Origin of the sequence: Enterococcus sp. 9D6_DIV0238 (assembly GCF_002174455.2) — a bacterium.
GTDB lineage: Bacteria > Bacillota > Bacilli > Lactobacillales > Enterococcaceae > Enterococcus_L > Enterococcus_L dunnyi.
Genome location: NZ_CP147246.1, coordinates 2,617,618 through 2,636,582 on the forward strand (window position 1 = coordinate 2,617,618; position 18,965 = coordinate 2,636,582).

20 protein-coding genes are annotated in these 18,965 nt (G+C 39.3%); 18 read left to right on the forward strand and 2 right to left on the reverse strand.

All coding sequences use genetic code 11. From position 1 onward, the window contains the following. The first annotated feature begins 4 nt into the window (after positions 1-4). From A5889_RS12265 to A5889_RS12290, 6 genes are all read left to right on the forward strand, one after another. Positions 5-535 (forward strand): potassium-transporting ATPase subunit C, encoded by a 531-nt coding sequence (locus A5889_RS12265; RefSeq protein ID WP_087642154.1) that lies wholly within the window; start codon positions 5-7, stop codon positions 533-535. Between the two features lie 14 nt (positions 536-549). Next, a complete protein-coding gene (locus tag A5889_RS12270; RefSeq protein ID WP_087642155.1) occupies positions 550-3,210 on the forward strand; it encodes a sensor histidine kinase in 2,661 nt (886 codons plus the stop codon). Beyond that, the gene (locus tag A5889_RS12275; RefSeq protein WP_087642156.1) at positions 3,211-3,909 is read left to right on the forward strand and encodes a response regulator; all 699 of its coding nucleotides are present in this window, start codon (positions 3,211-3,213) and stop codon (positions 3,907-3,909) included. Positions 3,910-4,203: 294 nt separating this feature from the next. Next, a complete protein-coding gene (locus tag A5889_RS12280; RefSeq protein WP_087642157.1) occupies positions 4,204-4,884 on the forward strand; it encodes an ABC transporter ATP-binding protein in 681 nt (226 codons plus the stop codon). Continuing rightward, positions 4,885-6,168 carry an ABC transporter permease gene (locus A5889_RS12285; protein ID WP_087642158.1) on the forward strand — a complete coding sequence of 428 codons (1,284 nt, stop codon included), beginning with the start codon at positions 4,885-4,887 and terminating at the stop codon, positions 6,166-6,168. Positions 6,169-6,317: 149 nt separating this feature from the next. Beyond that, a complete protein-coding gene (locus tag A5889_RS12290) occupies positions 6,318-7,259 on the forward strand; it encodes an NADP-dependent oxidoreductase (RefSeq protein ID WP_087642159.1) in 942 nt (313 codons plus the stop codon). Positions 7,260-7,346: 87 nt separating this feature from the next. Here the strand turns inward: A5889_RS12290 and A5889_RS12295 are convergent, their stop codons facing one another. Continuing rightward, positions 7,347-8,243 (reverse strand): LysR family transcriptional regulator, encoded by an 897-nt coding sequence (locus A5889_RS12295; RefSeq protein ID WP_087642160.1) that lies wholly within the window; start codon positions 8,241-8,243, stop codon positions 7,347-7,349. A 167-nt stretch (positions 8,244-8,410) separates the two neighbouring features. Here A5889_RS12295 and A5889_RS12300 point away from each other — a divergent pair, with 167 nt between their 5' ends. From A5889_RS12300 to A5889_RS12325, 6 genes are read left to right on the forward strand one after another with little or no spacing between them, the layout of a single operon-like run. After that, entirely contained in the window at positions 8,411-9,094 is a 684-nt protein-coding gene (locus A5889_RS12300) for a CoA transferase subunit A (protein WP_087642161.1), read from the forward strand. Next, positions 9,078-9,719: a 3-oxoacid CoA-transferase subunit B gene (locus tag A5889_RS12305; RefSeq protein WP_087642162.1), complete on the forward strand. Its 642-nt coding sequence runs from the start codon at positions 9,078-9,080 to the stop codon at positions 9,717-9,719. Before A5889_RS12300 ends, A5889_RS12305 begins: the two co-directional genes overlap by 17 nt. A 13-nt stretch (positions 9,720-9,732) precedes the next feature. Further along, positions 9,733-10,923 carry an acetyl-CoA C-acetyltransferase gene (locus tag A5889_RS12310; protein ID WP_087642163.1) on the forward strand — a complete coding sequence of 397 codons (1,191 nt, stop codon included), beginning with the start codon at positions 9,733-9,735 and terminating at the stop codon, positions 10,921-10,923. Further along, positions 10,923-12,239, forward strand: coding sequence for a GntP family permease (locus A5889_RS12315; protein ID WP_087642164.1), 1,317 nt, complete (start codon positions 10,923-10,925; stop codon positions 12,237-12,239). The genes A5889_RS12310 and A5889_RS12315 overlap by 1 nt, the downstream gene beginning before the upstream one ends. 30 nt (positions 12,240-12,269) lie before the next feature. Then, positions 12,270-13,040, forward strand: coding sequence for a cyclase family protein (locus A5889_RS12320; RefSeq protein ID WP_087642165.1), 771 nt, complete (start codon positions 12,270-12,272; stop codon positions 13,038-13,040). 15 nt (positions 13,041-13,055) lie between these two features. Continuing rightward, positions 13,056-13,886 (forward strand): 3-keto-5-aminohexanoate cleavage protein, encoded by an 831-nt coding sequence (locus A5889_RS12325; RefSeq protein WP_207114642.1) that lies wholly within the window; start codon positions 13,056-13,058, stop codon positions 13,884-13,886. A gap of 421 nt (positions 13,887-14,307) precedes the next feature. Here the strand turns inward: A5889_RS12325 and A5889_RS12330 are convergent, their stop codons facing one another. Continuing rightward, positions 14,308-14,619 (reverse strand): ArsR/SmtB family transcription factor, encoded by a 312-nt coding sequence (locus tag A5889_RS12330; RefSeq protein WP_087642167.1) that lies wholly within the window; start codon positions 14,617-14,619, stop codon positions 14,308-14,310. A 102-nt stretch (positions 14,620-14,721) separates the two neighbouring features. Between A5889_RS12330 and A5889_RS12335 the strand changes: the two genes are divergently transcribed. From A5889_RS12335 to A5889_RS12360, 6 genes are all read left to right on the forward strand, one after another. Then, positions 14,722-15,360 carry a nitroreductase family protein gene (locus A5889_RS12335; RefSeq protein ID WP_087642168.1) on the forward strand — a complete coding sequence of 213 codons (639 nt, stop codon included), beginning with the start codon at positions 14,722-14,724 and terminating at the stop codon, positions 15,358-15,360. A gap of 12 nt (positions 15,361-15,372) precedes the next feature. Beyond that, positions 15,373-15,738 carry a DUF1304 domain-containing protein gene (locus A5889_RS12340; RefSeq protein WP_087642169.1) on the forward strand — a complete coding sequence of 122 codons (366 nt, stop codon included), beginning with the start codon at positions 15,373-15,375 and terminating at the stop codon, positions 15,736-15,738. 165 nt (positions 15,739-15,903) lie between these two features. Continuing rightward, positions 15,904-16,500, forward strand: coding sequence for a nitroreductase family protein (locus A5889_RS12345; protein ID WP_087642170.1), 597 nt, complete (start codon positions 15,904-15,906; stop codon positions 16,498-16,500). A gap of 34 nt (positions 16,501-16,534) precedes the next feature. Further along, a complete protein-coding gene (locus A5889_RS12350) occupies positions 16,535-17,383 on the forward strand; it encodes a VOC family protein (protein WP_087642171.1) in 849 nt (282 codons plus the stop codon). Between the two features lie 179 nt (positions 17,384-17,562). Further along, the gene (locus A5889_RS12355; RefSeq protein WP_176372904.1) at positions 17,563-18,225 is read left to right on the forward strand and encodes an ABC transporter ATP-binding protein; all 663 of its coding nucleotides are present in this window, start codon (positions 17,563-17,565) and stop codon (positions 18,223-18,225) included. Next, positions 18,206-18,964 carry an ABC transporter permease gene (locus A5889_RS12360; protein WP_087642172.1) on the forward strand — a complete coding sequence of 253 codons (759 nt, stop codon included), beginning with the start codon at positions 18,206-18,208 and terminating at the stop codon, positions 18,962-18,964. The genes A5889_RS12355 and A5889_RS12360 overlap by 20 nt, the downstream gene beginning before the upstream one ends. The last annotated feature ends 1 nt before the right edge of the window (position 18,965 follow it).

Consider the following 18,965-nt stretch of genomic DNA (forward strand, 5'->3'; position numbering starts at 1 on the left):
AAAAGTGAAAAAAACAATGATTGCCTCATTAAAGAGTCTCGTAGTATTCACCCTATTGTGCGGTGTGTTTTATACAGCAGCTGTCACTGCGTTCGGTCAAGTGCTTTTTTCATCTCAGGCTAATGGCAGTTTAGTAAAAACAGAAAAAGCAGGGAAAAAGCAGATCATCGGCTCCAAATTGATTGGACAAGAGTTTTCAGCGGATAAATATTTACATGGACGACCAACGACAGTCAGTCAGCTTTCGCCAGTATCAAAAGAACAACAAAAATTGATTGATGAAAGAATCGAACAAGCAGATTCAAAAGAAGTCCCGATCGAACTAGTCACCGCTTCAGCGAGTGGTGTCGATCCAGAAATCTCGCTCGATGCTGCAATGCTTCAGGTTTCACGAATCGCCTCAGCGAGAACGATGAAAAAAGAAGAGGTCCGTGATATAATCAAACAAAATATCACGGGGCTCAAAATCGGACCAGCAGACTCAAGACGGATCAATGTGTTAGGCGTCAATCAAATGCTGGATGAGGCTAAATAAAGGATGGTATCAACGTGACTGAGGAACGGTTAGATCCAGAATACTTATTAGAGAAATGGAAGAAAAACGAACAAAGCCTGAGGTCTGGTAGACTGAAGGTTTTCTTCGGTTATGCTGCAGGGGTAGGAAAAACTTATGCTATGCTGAAAGAAGCGCATGAGCAACAAGCAGAAGGAAAGACAGTCGTCGTGGGGTATGTAGAACCTCACGCTAGACCTGAGACAGAAGCCTTGGTCAAAGGGCTTCCCATTATGCCGACTAAAAAGTATACCTACAAAGGAATCACGATCCGAGAGTTTGATGTAGATGCTGCTCTAAAAGAAAAGCCGGATCTTATTTTAGTGGATGAATTGGCTCATACAAATGCTGTGGGCGCCCGCAACAAAAAAAGATACCAGGATATCGAAGAATTATTGAAAGCTGGAATCGATGTTTATACGACAGTCAATGTTCAGCATATCGAAAGCCTGAATGATATCGTTGAACAAGTAACAGGTGTTCATATTTCCGAAACAGTTCCAGATACTTTTTTTGAAACAAGTGCTTTAAAAGTCGTTGATATTGAAACAGAAGAGCTTTTAGAGCGTCTAAAACAAGGGAAGATCTATCATTCAGAAAACGCCAAAAAAGCGATGGCGAACTTTTTTACCTCGGACAATCTCACACTGTTAAGAGGACTTGCCATACGTAAAGCCTCCGATCATATCAATACGACAAATCAACAGGAAACGCAAAAGAGTACAGGAATCCATTCTAAATTACTAACAGTTATTGATGAGAAAAATCCTGAAATGACTAAAAAATGTTTACGTTGGACCGCTCGATTAGCACAAGCATTGGGGACTGAGTGGATTGCATTGGAAATTTTAGAAGATTTGTCTGAGCATTCCGAGTCAGAAAACGCAAAATTAGCAACGAAATTAGGCGGTGAAGTGGTCACTTTAGAAAGTGATAATCAAAGAGCTACGATCATCCAGTATGTCAAAATGCGCGGTGTCACGGATCTTGTGATGGGGAAAGTCATCAATCGCTCTCGTTTCATTCGCTTGTATCGGCCGGATCTAGAAGATGAGCTTGTTTCATTCATCCCGGATGTGGACATCCATTTAGTGCCTTATCAGTCAAATAAGTATCTTTTGAATAAATATGCTGCAAAGAAAAAAAATCTGAATACCGTTTTCACTTGGAAAGATTTTTATATGACACTGGGGTTGTTGGCGATGGCGACCATTTTATCAGAATTAGGTTCGTACTTTCATATCGGCGACCAAAATCTGATTCTGATCTACATCTTATTTGTATTATTGGTAGCTAGAGCCACAACGGGTTATTTATGGACAGCGATAGCATCGATTGCTAGTGTGCTGATGTTCAATTGGTTTTTTGTAGCGCCGCTTTATTCATTGACAGTCTATAAACAAGGCTACCCATTGACCCTCTTTTTTATGCTTTTGGTTGCTTTGTTAGTCAGTAATTTGATGATGCAGATCAAAAAACAGGCTTTTTATGCGATGAAACGTGAACATCAGTTGGAAATTTTATACGAGCTAAATAAAAAATACTTAGTAACTCATGATCAAAAAGAAATTCTAGCAACAACTGCCGACTATCTATCGAACATGCTGGATCGTGAAGTCGTGCTGTATGACGAACAGGAAGTCAAAGAACCAAATGGCGCACCGATCAAAGGGCCGTTAAGAAGTTTGGAAGAATTGGCAGTCGCAAATTGGGTCTTTGTCAATCAAAAGCAGGCTGGTTATGGAACTGATACATTGATGGGAGCTAAAGCACTCTATTTACCAGTATTATCAAATGGTGCTACCTTAGCTGTGATCGGTATTGAAAAAAGTAAAGAGAACCCGATCACGGATGAAATCATTAGCTTCCTAGAGTTGATCTCGACACAGTTGGCACTTGCCCTCGAACAAAATATACTCACCTCAGAGCGTCAGCAAATCTTATTTGAAAGTGAAAAAGAACGAATGCGTGGAAATTTGTTGCGGGCGATCTCACATGATCTGCGTACACCGCTCACAGGGATTTCGGGCTCAGTTGAAGCTATTCTTGCAGAAGATAAAAGCACTTTACTGCCTACAGAAACGAAACAAAAACTACTGGTCGGAATCAAAGAGGATGCAGACTGGTTGATTCGTATGGTAGAAAATCTATTATCGATCACTCGGATCAATGAGGAAACTATGAAAGTCGCAAAACGTAAAGAAGCGGTTGAAGAAGTTGTTGCTTCAGCGATTCAGCGAATTAGAAAAAGCTATCCAACAAGTGAGATCAAGGTTTCTTTACCAGAAGAATTTATTTTAGTACCGATGGATTCTATTTTGATCGAACAAGTGCTTTTTAATTTGATGGAAAATGCTATTCGTCATTCCAATTGCCAATCAGCGATTTTTGTGACGATCTCACTAGCTGAAAATGATGCTGTATTCGAAGTGGCAGATCAAGGACAGGGCTTGACTTCAGAACAGCTAAAAGGTCTATTCAGCGGAATGAACCAGCAAAGTACACCCGTCGATTCAAAAAATGGCATGGGCATCGGATTATCCATTGTAAAAACGATCATCTTAGCACACGATGGGACACTAAACGCCGGCAATCGACCACAAAGGGGCGCATTCTTTACCTTTACACTCCCTCTGGAAAGAAAGGAGCAACTATAAATGGCAACGATTTTAATCATAGAAGATGACGATGTAATTGCAGAGTTTATGGGCGCCGTTTTAGAAAAAGAAAAACACACGATCTATATCGCACGCTCGGCTCTTGAAGGCTTGTCGACGTATCGAATGTGGCCTGTCGATTTGATTTTGCTGGACCTTGGCTTGCCAGATCAAGATGGGATGGATGTATTGAAAAGCATTCGGGCAGCCTCCTCTATACCGATCATCATTATTTCAGCTCGGGATCATGAGGATCATAAGGTAGAAGCCTTAGATCTTGGAGCTGATGACTATATCACCAAGCCGTTTGGCACTCCTGAGCTTTTGGCTAGGATCAGAACAGCCTTGCGTCATGCGGCGGCTCATTCGAATACACAAGAAGTTAAACAAATCATAAATGGAGATTTGTGTATCGATATTGAACATCATCAAGTGACAAAACGAGGACAAATCATTCACTTGACGCCAAACGAATACAAGATCATCCAAGTCTTAGGTGAAAATATGGGAAAGGTTTTGACACACACCTTTATTTCTCAAAAAGTTTGGGGACCATACAGCAATGAAAGCCAGACGCTAAGAGTCAATATGTCGAATATTCGTAAAAAGATCGAAGAAAATCCAGTAGAACCGGAATATATTTTAACTGAGATAGGGATCGGCTACAGAATGTTGGAGACGAAAAAAGCGGTCGATTAAAAGAATATAAAAATCTAAGCCTTCCAAAAAGGTTGATGACCTGAAATGAGAATCGAAACACCATGTTATAAAATGTTGAAAAAAGCAACACAGAGCAGTCACTTGACTTGTTTTGTGTTGTTTTTTCAATATCCACCTAAAGTCTATCTGTTTATAGGTCTAAGGTACCATGACAAGAAAAGTAACTTAGTTCAAAATAGTAAGGGTAGCAGGAGGTTGTATGTGGAAAAAGGGAAAACTGGAAAAGTCATCACTTACTAAATCAAGCAGTAAGTCAAAAAATGGAGGGATAAAATGTCTGTAATCGAAGCTAAAAACATAAAAAAAAGCTATGGACGAAACGAATCAAGATTCGATGCCTTAAAAGGTGTGGATCTATCAGTTGAAGAAGGCGAATCTGTAGCGATCATCGGGAAAAGTGGATCAGGAAAATCAACATTTATGCATATTCTCGCATTGTTGGATAAGCCAACATCCGGTGAAATTTTATTAAATAATCAAAATGTTACCAGCATCAGTAAAAAACAATTAGATAAAACAAGGAATGAACAATTCGGTTTTGTCTTCCAGCAATTCTTTATGAACCCTAAAGATACCGTTTTAAACAATGTGATGCTGCCGTTAAAAATCGGTGGGATCTCTAGTGGTAAACGCAAGGAAATGGCGCTTGAGGCACTTAAAGCTGTTGATTTAGAAGATAAAATCAATAACAAAGCCAATAACTTATCTGGTGGACAAAAGCAACGTGTTTGTATTGCGCGTGCGTTAGTCAATAATCCGAAAATCATTTTTGCTGATGAACCAACGGGGAATCTGGATTCGACAACAGGAGATAAAATCGAACAGCTTTTATTTGATTTGAATAAGAAAAAAGGCATCACGCTGATCATTGTAACGCATGACCCAGAACTTGCGGCTCGCTGTGATCGTCAGATCCATGTTCGTGACGGCTTGATCATAGGAGGAGATGAGTAGATGAAATTCAGCGATATTTTGAAATCAGCAAGTTCAAACTTAATGCGTAACAAAGGTCGGACGATTTTGACGATTGTTGCGATTTTTATTGGTGCTTTTACTATCTCATTGACGACAGGGGTCAATATTGGTGTGAATGACTATATCGATAAGCAAGTCGGCAGTGTCGGCGGAGAAAATCAAATTTTTGTTCAGCCGAAAATGGAAATGAACATGGGCAATAGCGATGAGCCTACAAAATATGATCCAGATAAAAAGACCAGCACAATGTCACAAATACAAGCAATGACAGAAAAAGATGTTGAAAAAATAAAAGAACTTAAAGGGATCGATTCTGTTGAACCGATGAAATCTGCAACGATCGATTATATTGAAGGTACAAACGGTGAAAAATATGTATTTTCTGCAAGTTCGACGATGGAAGATATGAATATCGATCTGGAAACGGGTAAAACTGTTTCTCAAGACAGCACAGCATTTGAAATCAATTTAGCACCTGAATATGTGAAATCACTTGGCTTCAAATCAAGTAAGGACGCAGTTGGTAAAACTGTGAAACTAGGAACAGCTCCAACGCTTGGCGGAGAAGAAAAAGTGGTCGAAGCAAAAATCGTTGGCGTTCGTAATACCAGCTTGATTCAAGGTGGTATGTCATTGATGAACCGCTCATTAGTAGATAAACTGGTCGAAATCAACGAAGAAGGTCTGCCGGAAAACATGCAAAACCAATATGGAATGGTCATTGCAGCTGCGGATAAAAATAGTACAAAAGAAGACATTACGGCAATTAAAGATCGTTTGGACAAAGCAGGTTATACTGGATCGACCGTGGAAGATGAAATCGGTATGATCAGAAATATCATCAATGCAATTACAGGAGTCTTAACAATGTTTGGGGCGATTGCATTATTAGCAGCAAGCTTTGGGATCATCAATACGTTGTACATGTCCGTTCAAGAGCGCACAAGAGAGATCGGCTTAATGAAAGCAATGGGATTAAGTAGTGGTAAAGTCTTTACGATTTTTAGTGTAGAAGCAGCGTTGATCGGATTCTTAGGCTCAGTATTAGGAATTTTAGGAGCAGTCGGTGTTGGCGCACTAGTGAACCAAATCGCTGCAGATTCATTCTTAGAAGCATTGACTGGATTTACACTGATCCAATTTTCAGCAGGGTCTTCACTCGTGATTATCTTAGTGATCATGGCAATTGCTTTCTTAGCAGGAACATTACCAGCAAGAAGAGCAGCCAAATTAGATCCAATCGAATCTTTACGTTATGAATAAAAATAAATAGAAAATAGAAAGACAAAGCAAAGATACCAGCTCATTTTGCTTTGTCTTTTTTACTTTCTTTTAGTAAGCATATTAGTTACCTAAATAAATAAAAAGGAGTATACTAAGTTTACATTTTGTTGAAAAACGGAGGAACGATCATGAAAGCAGTAGTAATCAATCAATATGGCAGTAAGGATGTCTTAGAAGAACAAGAGGTTACCTTACCTGAATTAAAAGAACATCAAGTATTAGTAAAGGAATATGCAACGTCGATCAATCCAATCGACTGGAAACTTAGAGAAGGCTATTTGAAGCAAATGTTCGACTGGGAATTTCCAATTATTTTAGGCTGGGATGTTGCCGGTGTGATCACTGAGGTTGGAAGCCTTGTAACAGAGTGGAAAGTCGGCGATAAAGTTTTCGCTCGTCCTGAAACCACTCGTTTTGGCACTTACGCAGAAGAAACGATCGTCGATGATCATTTATTAGCAGCGATCCCTGAAAATATTAGCTTTGAAGAAGCTGCTGCTGTGCCATTAGCAGGGCTGACTGCTTGGCAAGCATTGTTCGATCATGGCGATCTTAAAAAAGGTGAAAAAGTCTTGATCCATGCGGGTGCAGGCGGCGTGGGAACTTATGCGATCCAATTAGCAAAAGAAGCAGGTGCCTATGTTATTACAACAGCTAGTGAAAAAAATCATGAGTTATTGAACAAATTAGGTGCAGATGAAGTGATCGATTATCATACAACAGATTTTACAGATATTTTATCGGATATCGATTTAGTGTTTGATACGATGGGCGGAGACGTTCAAAAAAATAGTTTCAAGGTCCTAAAAGCTGATACAGGCCGCTTGATTTCGATCGTTGGGATCGTAGACGAAGAACTTGCCAAAGAAAAAAATATTCGAGCGGAAGGTATTTGGCTACAGCCAGATGGTGAGCAGTTGAGTAAAATCGCTGATTTAATGGCAAAAGGGAAAGTTACTTCTGTTGTTGGAGAGGTTTTCCCATTCTCAAGACAAGGTGTTTATGATGCACATGCTTTGAGCGAAACTCATCATGCGGTCGGAAAAATCGTAATAAAAATGGGTGAATAAAAAAGAAGAGACTGAGATTTCTGTCTATAATGATCAATAGAAGGTGCCTTCTACTGATCATTATAGAATAGAGTTCAGTCTTTTTTTTTAGTTATTCGGTTTAGAAAAATGTTCTAAGATACTTTTTAAAACAAATTTTTCGACATTTAAGTAATTTTTCTTTTTTGGACGACAGACAGTGACTTTCCAAGATAATGGATGCTGGATTCGAACAGCTTTGTAATCCCGTTCTTGAATGAAATCTTTGACAGGAGCTGGCAGAATAGTCAAAAATGCTGTATTAAAGGTCATTTTCAGTAGTAAATCCCACGCACCAGATTGGATTTTTATCATTGGCTTTAAATTTAGCTTGTCAAAATAACTCATGACCAAATGATGGATCATGAAGGTATCGTTGAATAATGCCAACGGCTCCTTTGCCAGTTGTTCCCAAGTGATCCATTCCTTTTCAGCATAGGCATTGTTGATACTCATAAATGCATATAGCTCATCTTCTACCAACGTATGTTCCTCGATATTCGCTAATTCTGTCGGCTGCAGTAAAATGGCTAGATCGATTTCATTGACCAGCAGCATTTTTTTTAGCTCATACGCACCTTCTTCGACAATGTTTATTCTTATCTCAGGATGTTCTAGAATAAACTGAGATAAAAAATTCGCAAAAACCAGAGAAAGAATCAATGGCGGGATCCCGATCGTGATACTGCCAGTCAAAAACTGATTTTTTTCTTCGAGCTGTTTCATCATTTCTTCATAAGAAGCAATGACTTCGATGGCTTGTTCGTAAAACGTTTCCCCAACAGCGGTTAAAGCAGAAAGTTTTCCTTGTTTGCGTATAAACAACTCGACATTTTCTTCTTCTTCAAACGTTTTGATCATCTTACTCAATGCAGGTTGGGAAAGGTGCATTTTTTTTGCCGCGGCAGATAAATTATTATCGGAATCGACGATCGTCACAAAATATTTTAATTGCTTGATATCCAAATGATTCTCCTCCTTTAGTAAATATTTCTTCCTATAAACTATTCTATACCTATAACTTTAACATATAGGTGTTATGAAAATAAAGTCTTAGACGTGAAAAAAAAGCATTGATATTATTAGTATATAAGGAAATGCAACCGTTTTAATCAAAGGCGATGGAGGAAGTTATGAAAAGGATAAATCAAAAAGATCTAATAAATTTAATTCATACAGGAGAGACGATCATGATCGGCGGTTTCATGTCAGTGGGAACTCCGGACACAGCGATTCGAGCGATTGCTGAAAGTGAGCTGGAAGATTTAACGATCATTAGTAATGATACTGGTGTTTCTTCCGATGATCAAGATAGATTGGGGATTGGTCATTTATTGTTGCAGCATAAAGTTCGTAAAGTTATTGCCTCGCATATTGGGATGAACGCTGAAACAGGTCGACAAATGATCAACAAAGAAATAGAGGTAGAATTGGTGCCGCAAGGAACATTAGCCGAAAAGATTCATGCTGGCGGTTCAGGACTTGGCGGTTTTCTGACACCAACTGGACTAGGAACCATTGTAGAAGAAGGCAAAGAAATTATTTCTGTTGATGGGGAAAAATATCTTTTGGAAGCCCCATTGACTGCCGATGTTGCGTTGATCAAAGCATACAAAGCAGATTCTTTAGGAAATCTTGTTTACCAAAAAGCAGCACGTAATTTTAATCCAGTAATGGCATTAGCGGCAAAAACAGTGATCGTTGAAGTTGATGAACTGGTAGAAGTGGGGGAGCTTGATCCAGAAGAAATCGTGACACCATTTGTGGTTGTCGATAAAATCTTGGTGAAGGAGAAGAACAATGCGGGTAAAAGATAAAATTACAAAGCGGGTAGCGAAAGAACTAAGAGATGGTGATGTTGTCAATTTAGGTATCGGAATGCCGACATTAGTTGCAAATTACATCGATCCAAGCATTACTGTATTTTTACAATCTGAAAATGGGGTCGTTGGTATTGACAAACCTTTGGAAAATCAAATTGAGCCAACTTTAGTGAATGCCGGTGGTGCACCAGCAGGAATTATCAAAGGCGGAACATTTATTGATAGCCTGACTTCCTTTTCTCTTATTCGGGGAGGACATATCGATATCACCGTTTTAGGTGGGTTGCAAGTGGATCAAAATGGAAATTTAGCAAACTGGATGATTCCTGGTAAGTTGATTCCGGGAATGGGTGGAGCTATGGACCTTGTAGCGGGAGCCAAAAAAGTTATTATTGCGATGGAGCATATGACTAAAAATAAGGAACCAAAAATTTTAAAAGCTTGTACATTACCGCTCACAGCCAGCGGTGCGGTTTCAATGATCGTCACAGAGATGGCTGTCTTCAAATTTATTGAAAATCGCTTAACGCTTATTGAAATTTGTGAAGGAAGTAATTTAGAAGAAATCAAGGCTTCGACTGAAGCAGAGTTTGATATTCTTCCAGAACTATTGAATTAAAGGAGAGAGTAATATGAGAGAAGTAGTGGTTGTATCAGCGATGAGAACGCCGATCGGTACCTTTGGCGGTACACTAGCATCGTTTTCAGCCGTTGATTTAGGTGTGAAAGCTGTGGAAGGCTTGATCGTCAGAGCTGGCGTATCTAAAGAAATGATCGAAGAAGTCATCATCGGAAATGTCTTATCTGCTGGTAAAGGTCAAAATGTGGCTCGACAAGTTGCTGTAAACGCTGGATTACCATTTTCAGTACCAGCTTCCACTGTTGGGAATGTTTGCGGCTCAGGAATGAAGGCTGTTATCAATGGTGTGCAGGCAATTTTATCTGGGGATCGAGAGGTTGTTTTAGTTGGCGGAACAGAAAGTATGAGTCAGGCTGGATATGTTTCATCTGATAGTCGTTGGGGGATGAGAATGGGGCATAGTCAATTAACGGATACGATATTATCTGATGGATTAACAGATGCATTTTCCGGCATCCATATGGGAATCACAGCTGAGAAATTAGCAGAACGTTTTCATATCAGCCGTGAAGAACAGGATGCTTTTGCATTGAACAGTCAGGAAAAGGCATTGAGAGCAATTGAAAATCATCAATTTGAAGAAGAAATCGTACCGATCACTATACAGCAAAAGAAAAAAGCTCCCTTTGATATGACAACAGATGAAGGTCCTCGCGCAGGCCTATCACTTGAAAAATTAGGCAATCTAAAAGCTGTCTTTAAGGCAGATGGCACTGTAACAGCCGGCAATGCTTCCGGTATCAATGATGGTGCAGCAATGCTGCTTTTGATGAGCAAAGAAAAAGCTGAGACGCTTGGCATTTCTTATATGGCAACAATCAAAAGCTATGCTTTTGAAGGAGTGGAACCTGATATTATGGGCTATGGTCCTGTTGTTTCAACGAGAAAAGCTCTTGATAAAATCGGCATGCACATCAAGGAAATTGATTTAGTAGAATCGAATGAAGCTTTTGCGGCACAATCACTTACGGTTGCATCAGAACTTGGTTTAGATTTAGAAAAAACAAATATCTATGGTGGAGCAATTGCATTAGGTCATCCTATTGGAGCCTCAGGTGCCCGGATTTTAACCACGCTGTTACATGGCTTGGAAGCGAATAAAGCGAAAACAGGTCTAGCCACATTATGTGTTGGCGGCGGCATGGGCGTATCGATGATCGTTGAACGAAAGGAGTCCAACTAATGGAAATTTTAGCGATTGCAGGGGTTGTTTTTGCGACAGGCCTAATTATTTACTTGTCATTGAAAGGCATCAATATTTTAGTTATTTCTCCGCTTTGTGCCTTACTTGTTATGCTGACGAATCAAATGCCGATCTTGGATAGCCTATTAAAAGGACCAAACTCATATATGGGTGGATTATCAGGATTTGTTTCCTCATTCTTTATTATTTTTCTACTAGGCTCTGTGTTAGCGAAATATAGTGAAGAAAGCGGTGCAGCTAATTCAATTGCAAATGGTATTTTGAAATTGACTGGGACGGAAAAACCTTATTCTGTTTTAGTGGCGATTTTTCTAATGAGCCTATTATTGACCTATGGCGGTGTGAGCTTATTCGTTGTTCTATTTGCGGTCGTTCCTTTGGCAAGAAATCTATTTGAAAAATTGAATATTCCTTGGCGTCTGATCATCACACCTTATTTTTTAGGGGTTGCAACTGTAACGATGACGATGATGCCGGGAACACCTGCTATTCAAAATGTCATCCCAACGATGACTTTAGGTACTACTTTGACAGCAGCTCCTATCCTTGGCATTGTTGCCTCGATCGTAGTGACGATCTGGGGATTATGGTGTATGAAAAGAGAACTTAAAGCAGCATTGAATAATGGTGAGATTTTCGATCAAAAGTATGCGAAAAAAGAAGACGTAAAAACAGAAGGAAAACAACCGAGCTTGATCATAAGTCTTTTGCCGTTAGTAACATTGATCATTATTATTTTTGTCGGCAGCTTTTTTAAAGTCAGCAACATTATCATTCCAGCACTTACGGTATCGATCATTCTTTCAGCTGCTGTATTCCATCCCTACATTGAAAGCCATAAACAAGTTCTAAATCTGGGGGCAACAGGAGCGATTTCACCAACGATTTTTTCTGCTTCGGCTGTTGGTTTTGGTTCTGTAGTAGCATCAGCAGCAGGGTTTCAAACGATTTTAGCGGGCATTCAAAGCATTCCTGGAAATCCGTTGATCAGTTTATCGATTTTGACAGGCGCCATGGCAGGTGTAACTGGTTCATCTTCTGGTGCGCTAGGGATCGTAATGAACAATTTTGTCCAGCCTTATGTCGATATGGGGATCGACCCAGCCATCATCCATCGAATGTCAGCGATTGCTTCAGGTGTATTGACTTGTCTGCCTCAATGCGGCGCTTTACTGTCGATGTATGCGTTGACGGGATTGACACATAAAGAAACGTACAAAAATTTGTTTATATCTGTTGTAGTAGGAAGTTTCATCGCGTTTATCGCAGCATTGCTTTTAGCTGTTTTATTTTAAAGAGAATAACTTATTTAGGAGGAAAGAAATATGAAATTTGTCGACTTGAGTACAACGATTGAAAGTGGTTTGCCGTCTGATCCTGTAGGAATGATTCCAGAGATCAAATATAAGGATCATAAAGATAGCATCGAGTACATGTTGAGTTTTTTTGGAACGGCTACACCTGAAGATTTGCCGGATGGCTTGGCTTGGGCTTTGGAAGATGTGACATTGACTACTCATGCAGGCACACATTTAGATGCACCTTATCATTACCATCCAACAATGAATAATGGTGAACGTGCCTGGACGATCGATGAAGTACCGCTTGAATGGTGCTATGGTGATGGTGTAGTCGTTGATTTTACACATAAACCAGATGGTTCTGCTGCAACGATCGAAGATTTTGAAAAAGAATTTGAACGCTTAAACTATACCTTGAAGCCAGGCGATATCGTCTTGGTAAATACTGGAGCCTCTAAAAAATGGAGATCGATCGAGTATCTGTCAGCCGGTTGCGGAATGGGCAGAGAGGTTACGTTATGGCTGATCGAACAAGGCATCCATGTAATGGGAACAGATGCATGGAGCTGGGATCGCCCGCTTAAAATCGTCGGCAAAGAATTTGATGAAACTGGCGACAAAAGTATCATTTGGGAAGGTCATTTTGCCGGAATCGAAAAAGCATACTGCCATATCGAAAAATTAGCGAATCTGGATCAAGTGCCTGCAACAGGATTTAAATTCAGTTGTTTTCCTGTAAAATTAAAAGCAGCAAGCGGCGGCTGGATCAGAGCTGTTGCTATGATCGACGAATAGAAAGGTCTGATAAAATTGAAAAACAAAGTAATCATCACCGTTGCGACAACAGGCGGTTATACGACGAAGGAACATAATCCGAATGTCCCTCTAACACCAGTTGAGATCGCTGATGAGGTGTACAAATGCTATCAAGCAGGTGCGGCGATCGCCCACATCCATGTAAGAGATGAAACTGGAAATCCAACGATGGATTTTGAGAAATTTAAAGAAACAGTGGAATTGATTCGATCAAAATGTGATATCGTCATCAACATTACTACATCTGGTGGAACTGGCTTCAATGATGATGAGCGAATGAAACCATTTGTAGAGCTGCTCCCGGAAATCGCTAGTTATGACTGCGGTACGATGAACTGGCAGCATACGACAGTATTTGAAAATAATCCTATGTTTTTAGAAAAATTAGGGAAGAAAATGCAGGAAGTCAATGTGAAACCAGAGATTGAAGTTTTTGATCCAGGGATGTTGTACAACGCGCTGTATTATGCTAAAAAAGGTATTTTAAAAGAGCCGCTGCATTTTCAGTTTGTATTAGGTGCACCAGGCGGTATTGCGGCAACAGTTGAAAATTTAGTTTATCTAAAAAGCTTACTTCCTGAAAATGCGACATGGAGTGCTTTTGGGATCGGTAAAGAAAGTACACCCATCCTGATGACGACATTGGCGCTCGGCGGTCATGTTCGGGTTGGAATGGAAGACAATAGCTACTTGTTTAAAGGTCAGTTAGCTGAATCGAATGTTGACTTTGTTGAACGTTCAAAAACCTTGATCAAAGAATTAGGGAAAGAACCGGCAACGCCGGAAGAAGCGAGAGCTATCCTAGGGCTTACGAAAAAAGTATAGCCAGAAGAGGCTGAGACAAAAGTGTTTAGCTCTGAGAACCAAGTCCTACAATTCTTAGGATCTTTGATCCTTAGAGATTGATGAGATCGAAACGAAGTGTACCACTGTTTATCTGCGACGAGTCTTTGACGAGAAAGCATCAACCCATTCTTCGTTGTGTTTACAGCAATAAGAAGAAATTCACGAAAATGACAAGAAACACGAAAGTGTACCTTTCGATGTTGAATGATTCCTACTTGGTGCTTTTCAAATTTTAGTGAGTTTCGGCTTATTTCCGATGCCTTCAACTCTTAATGCTTTAGCACTTAGAATTTTGTTAGCTGGTGTGATCGAAGCGTAGCGTAGGAGCTACTTTTTTCTCGCCGTTTATTTGAATTTAGAGAGCGAAACAAAACTGATTTTTAGTTTTGTTTCGCTCTCTTTAAACGTTCTGTTTTTTTGCTCTATGGCGAATAAGTTCAATCAGACCAGGTAATTCTCGTTCGATATACGTCTGATTCAATGCATATTTTTTAGTGGTGCCTACTTTGTTTTCACGGATCAACTGGGCATCTTTCAACAACTTTACATGATGGGAAAGTGTGGATTTAACAATATTGTAGGTTTCTGAGGTAATTCGTTTCTCGCCATCCATCAGTAAACAAGTCAAAATATTCAAGCGGATCGGATCACTAACGGCCTGAAGAGCGAGTAAAACAGGGTCATTTTTATTGGAATCATATTTATTATTCATAGGATGAGTATACCACAAACCTTCTACTTTACATATTACTTAGACAATGCTATATTTTAATAGTTCGAATATTTTCGAACAAAAAAGGAAATGAGGGATATTATGCAAAACACATATAAAGAAAACGACTTTTCAAAAATATTAAAAGGCCGGAGATCTGTTCGTAACTATGATCCAGCGGTTAAAATTTCTAAAGAAGAAATGGAACAAATCATCAATGATACTGTTACAGCCCCATCATCGATCAACATGCAGCCGTGGCGTTTTGTTGTAGTGAGCAGTGATGAAGGGAAAGAAACCTTGGCTCCTTTAGTTCATTTCAATAAACTGCAAAATGAAACATCTGCGGCAATGGTCGTGATTTTTGGTGACCTGGATAATTTTGCACAGGCAGAAAAAATTTATGGTACGGCGGTCGAACAAAACCTGATGCCTCAAGATGTAAAAGAACGACAACTGGAAATGTTTAGTCCGTTGATGGAAAAAATGCCTTTGGACGTGAAAAAAGAAACGGTTTTGATCGATGGTTCATTAGCTGCTATGAATCTGATGCTTGTTGCGCGCGCGTATGGCTATGATACGAATCCGATCGGCGGCTTTGACCGTGAAAAAATCACTGAAGCATTACAGTTGGACCCAGAACAATACTATCCTATAATGATCGTATCGATTGGAAAAGCCAAAGAAGCAGGCTATCCTTCTTATCGTTTACCAGCAGAAGATATTACTTTTTGGAGATAGGAGAAACCTACAATGCAGATGATTCCTTTAGTTTTAGCAGTGATTGTTGCACTTGAACATTATTACATTTTATATTTAGAGATGTTTCAGACAACGTCAACGAAAGCGCAACAAGCCTTCGGTTTAGATAAAGAATTTTTATCAGATGAACGCGTACAGACCTTATTTAAGAATCAAGGATTGTATAATGGATTTTTAGCGACGGGTATTTTATGGGGCGCATTTTTCGCGTCCAATTCTTGGGCAGTCGTAACCTTTTTTATTAGCTGTGTGGTGGTGGCAGCTGTATATGGCGGACTCACCTCGTCAAAATCGATTCTTTTAAAACAAGGTGTGCCGGCAATTATTACGTTAGTGACATTGATTATATTTAGATAGAAAAGACAAAAAGCTTGCAACAAGGATCTTATGGTTGCAGGCTTTTCTTTTTATTTTCAAAAAAACTTATAAAAAGTAAGTCAAAACTCTTTACTTACTTTTAGTAAGAGTATATACTGTGTAAGTAATCTAAAAACTATTTGAAATCGAAAAGGAGAAATACCCATGACAGAATTTATTCAAGCATTAAAAAAACGCCGCTCAATCTACGCTTTAGGAACAAACGTAACGAAATCAAATGAAGAGATCGAAGCGTTAGTTAAAGAAGTTGTAAGAGAAAGCCCATCTTCATTCAACTCACAAACTCAACGTGTTGTTTTCTTATTTGGAGACGCACATAAAAAATTATGGTCAATCACTGAAGAAGCATTGAAACCTCTAACACCAGCAGAAGCTTTCCCGAATACTCAAGCAAAACTACAAAGCTTTGCAGCAGGTAAAGGAACGATTTTATTCTTCGAAGATCAAGACGTAGTGAAATCTTTACAAGAACAATTTGAATTATATGCAGAAAACTTCCCAATCTGGTCAGAACAAGCAAGTGGTTTGACACAAGCAAACGTTTGGACTGCATTAGCTCAAGAAAATATTGGTGCAAACCTACAACACTACAATCCAGTGATCGATGAAGCTGTTGCTAAAGAATGGTCGATTCCAAGTAACTGGAAATTAAGAGGACAATTAGTCTTTGGTTCGATCGAAGAAGCAGCCGGTTCAAAAGAATACATGGAAGACAGCGCTCGCTTTAAAACATTCGGTTAAAAAAAGTTCAAGCTGGGAGAAAGAAGGGATCACGATGTTTCAATTATCTGCTGAGACACATCCAAGTCAAGTTGTTTTAAAAGTAAAAAATCTAGAGAAAATGGTTGCGTTTTACACTGAAATCGTTGGACTGATGCTTGTTAAGTCAGAAGCACAAACGGCTTATCTAAGTGCTCAAGGAACTCCTGAAAAAATTATTTTAGTAGTAAAACAACTACCAGAACCTCAAGAAACGATAAAGACGGCAGGATTGTATCACATCGCCTTTTTACTTCCAACAAGAAAAGACTTAGGCAATACACTGTTATGGTTATTGCAAAACAATATCGAAATCGGTGCTGGCGAGCATGGCTATAGTGAAGCACTCTATTTCTCAGATCCAGAAGGAAATGGGATCGAAATTTATCGTGATCGTCCAATGGAAGACTGGGATATCCGAGAAAACGGTGAAATCGTCGGTGTCACAGAAGAACTTGATGCAGACGGGATTATTGCTGAGGCTGATAGAACTTGGCGTGGAATGCCTTTGGGATCAAAAATTGGGCATATTCATTTGAGTGTTTCTGACATAGAAAAGTCAGGGGCGTTTATGGAGAAAATCGGCTTTTCGCTAAAATACAATTTTGGGCGTCAGGCGAAGTTTTTCGCGGCTGGTAATTACCATCATCATATTGGTATGAATGTTTGGGAAAGCCGTGATCTGCCAAAAATGCAGCCGGAACAATTTGGTTTAGAATCCTATACATTTTCATTACCAAATAAAGAAGCTTATGAGCAATTACAAAAGCATTTGCAGGAACAAGCAATTGCTCATGAAAAAAATGATAATGCGTTGATCGTGCCAGATCCAAATGGAACAGCACTGATTTTTACGTATGATTAACATCATTTCAAAAAAACTAAGTAAAGACGAAGCAACGAGTAAAACTCTACGAGCGATCAAAGAGGATTATTGGTTGTTTCGTTTTTTTTTGTTTGATCAAATTAACTATTGAGTCAAAATGCACTGGACGGTAAGATAGAAGATGATATTAGTAAAAATAGGATAGGAGTAGATAAAACGTGGAGCCGATTTTAACAACAGAATCTCTTTTTTATGAATCTGATCAGCAGATGATCCTTCAGGATATTTCGATCATGATTGAATCAGGCAGTCATGTGACGATCACAGGCCCCTCCGGCAGTGGGAAAAGTACCTTATTAAAACTTTTGGCATCACTGCTGACGCCGACAAAAGGAAAAATCATTTTTGAAGGAGCGGACAGTTCGACTTTGCCGATCGAAGAATATCGTATGGCAGTCTCTTATTGTTTTCAACAACCATCATTATTTGGTGATACGGTAAAGGACAATTTTTTATTTCCTTATCAAATTCGTAAGAAGTCATTTGATGAAAAGCATGCGATAGAGCTTTTGGATGATATGCAGTTGAAACCAGATTATTTGAATAAGCCGATCAAAGAACTATCAGGTGGAGAGAAACAACGCGTGGCATTGATTCGAAATGTGCTTTTTTTACCAAAGGTTTTATTACTCGATGAAGTGACAGCGGGGTTGGATCAACAGAGCAAAGAAATCGTCAATCAGTGGCTGATGGCACTAAACTGTGAACGAAAAGTGACGTTGATCCGGGTCACTCATGATAATCAGGAAATAGCAAATGCGCAAAAGCTGATCCAAATCAAAGAGGGGCAGGTAGTGGAAAATGAATCTAGCAGTAAATAATTTGTCGTTGACATTAGCGGCAGTTCTTGTGCTTGTTTCGATCGTTATTAGCTATAAAGAAAAACTTGGATTTACGAAGGATATTTTGATTAGTGTATTTCGGGCGATCATTCAATTAGTGATCGTTGGTTATTTACTTAAATATATTTTTCAAGTCAACAATGTTTTTTTGACGTTGGCAATGACCGCAATTATTATTATCAATGCTTCTTTGAATGCTAAAAAACGTAATGGGCATTTAAAAAAAGGTTTTTGGATTTCATTGATCGCCATTGCTTCGAGTACGATCATAACGATCGGTGTTTTGATTTTATCAGGTGCGATTCGCTTTATCCCTTCCCAAATCGTACCGATCAGCGGAATGATCGCCAGTAACTCGATGATTGCGATAGGTTTGTGCTATAGAAGCTTGGATCGTCTATTTCATGATCAAAGACAGGCTGTTCTAGAAAAACTTGCGTTAGGTGCTTCGATCAAATTAGCATCTATTACGATCGTCAAAGAAAGTATCCGTACGGGGATGGCACCGACCATCGATTCAGCTAAAACAGTGGGAATCGTTAGTCTGCCGGGAATGATGTCTGGGTTGATTTTTGCAGGTGTCGATCCAGTACACGCGATTAAATATCAAATCATGGTGACCTTTATGTTGCTGTCTGCAACAAGTATTGGTTCAGTGATTGCAACTTATCTGGCGTATAAAGAATATTATAATGAGAGAAAACAATTGATCGTTTAAT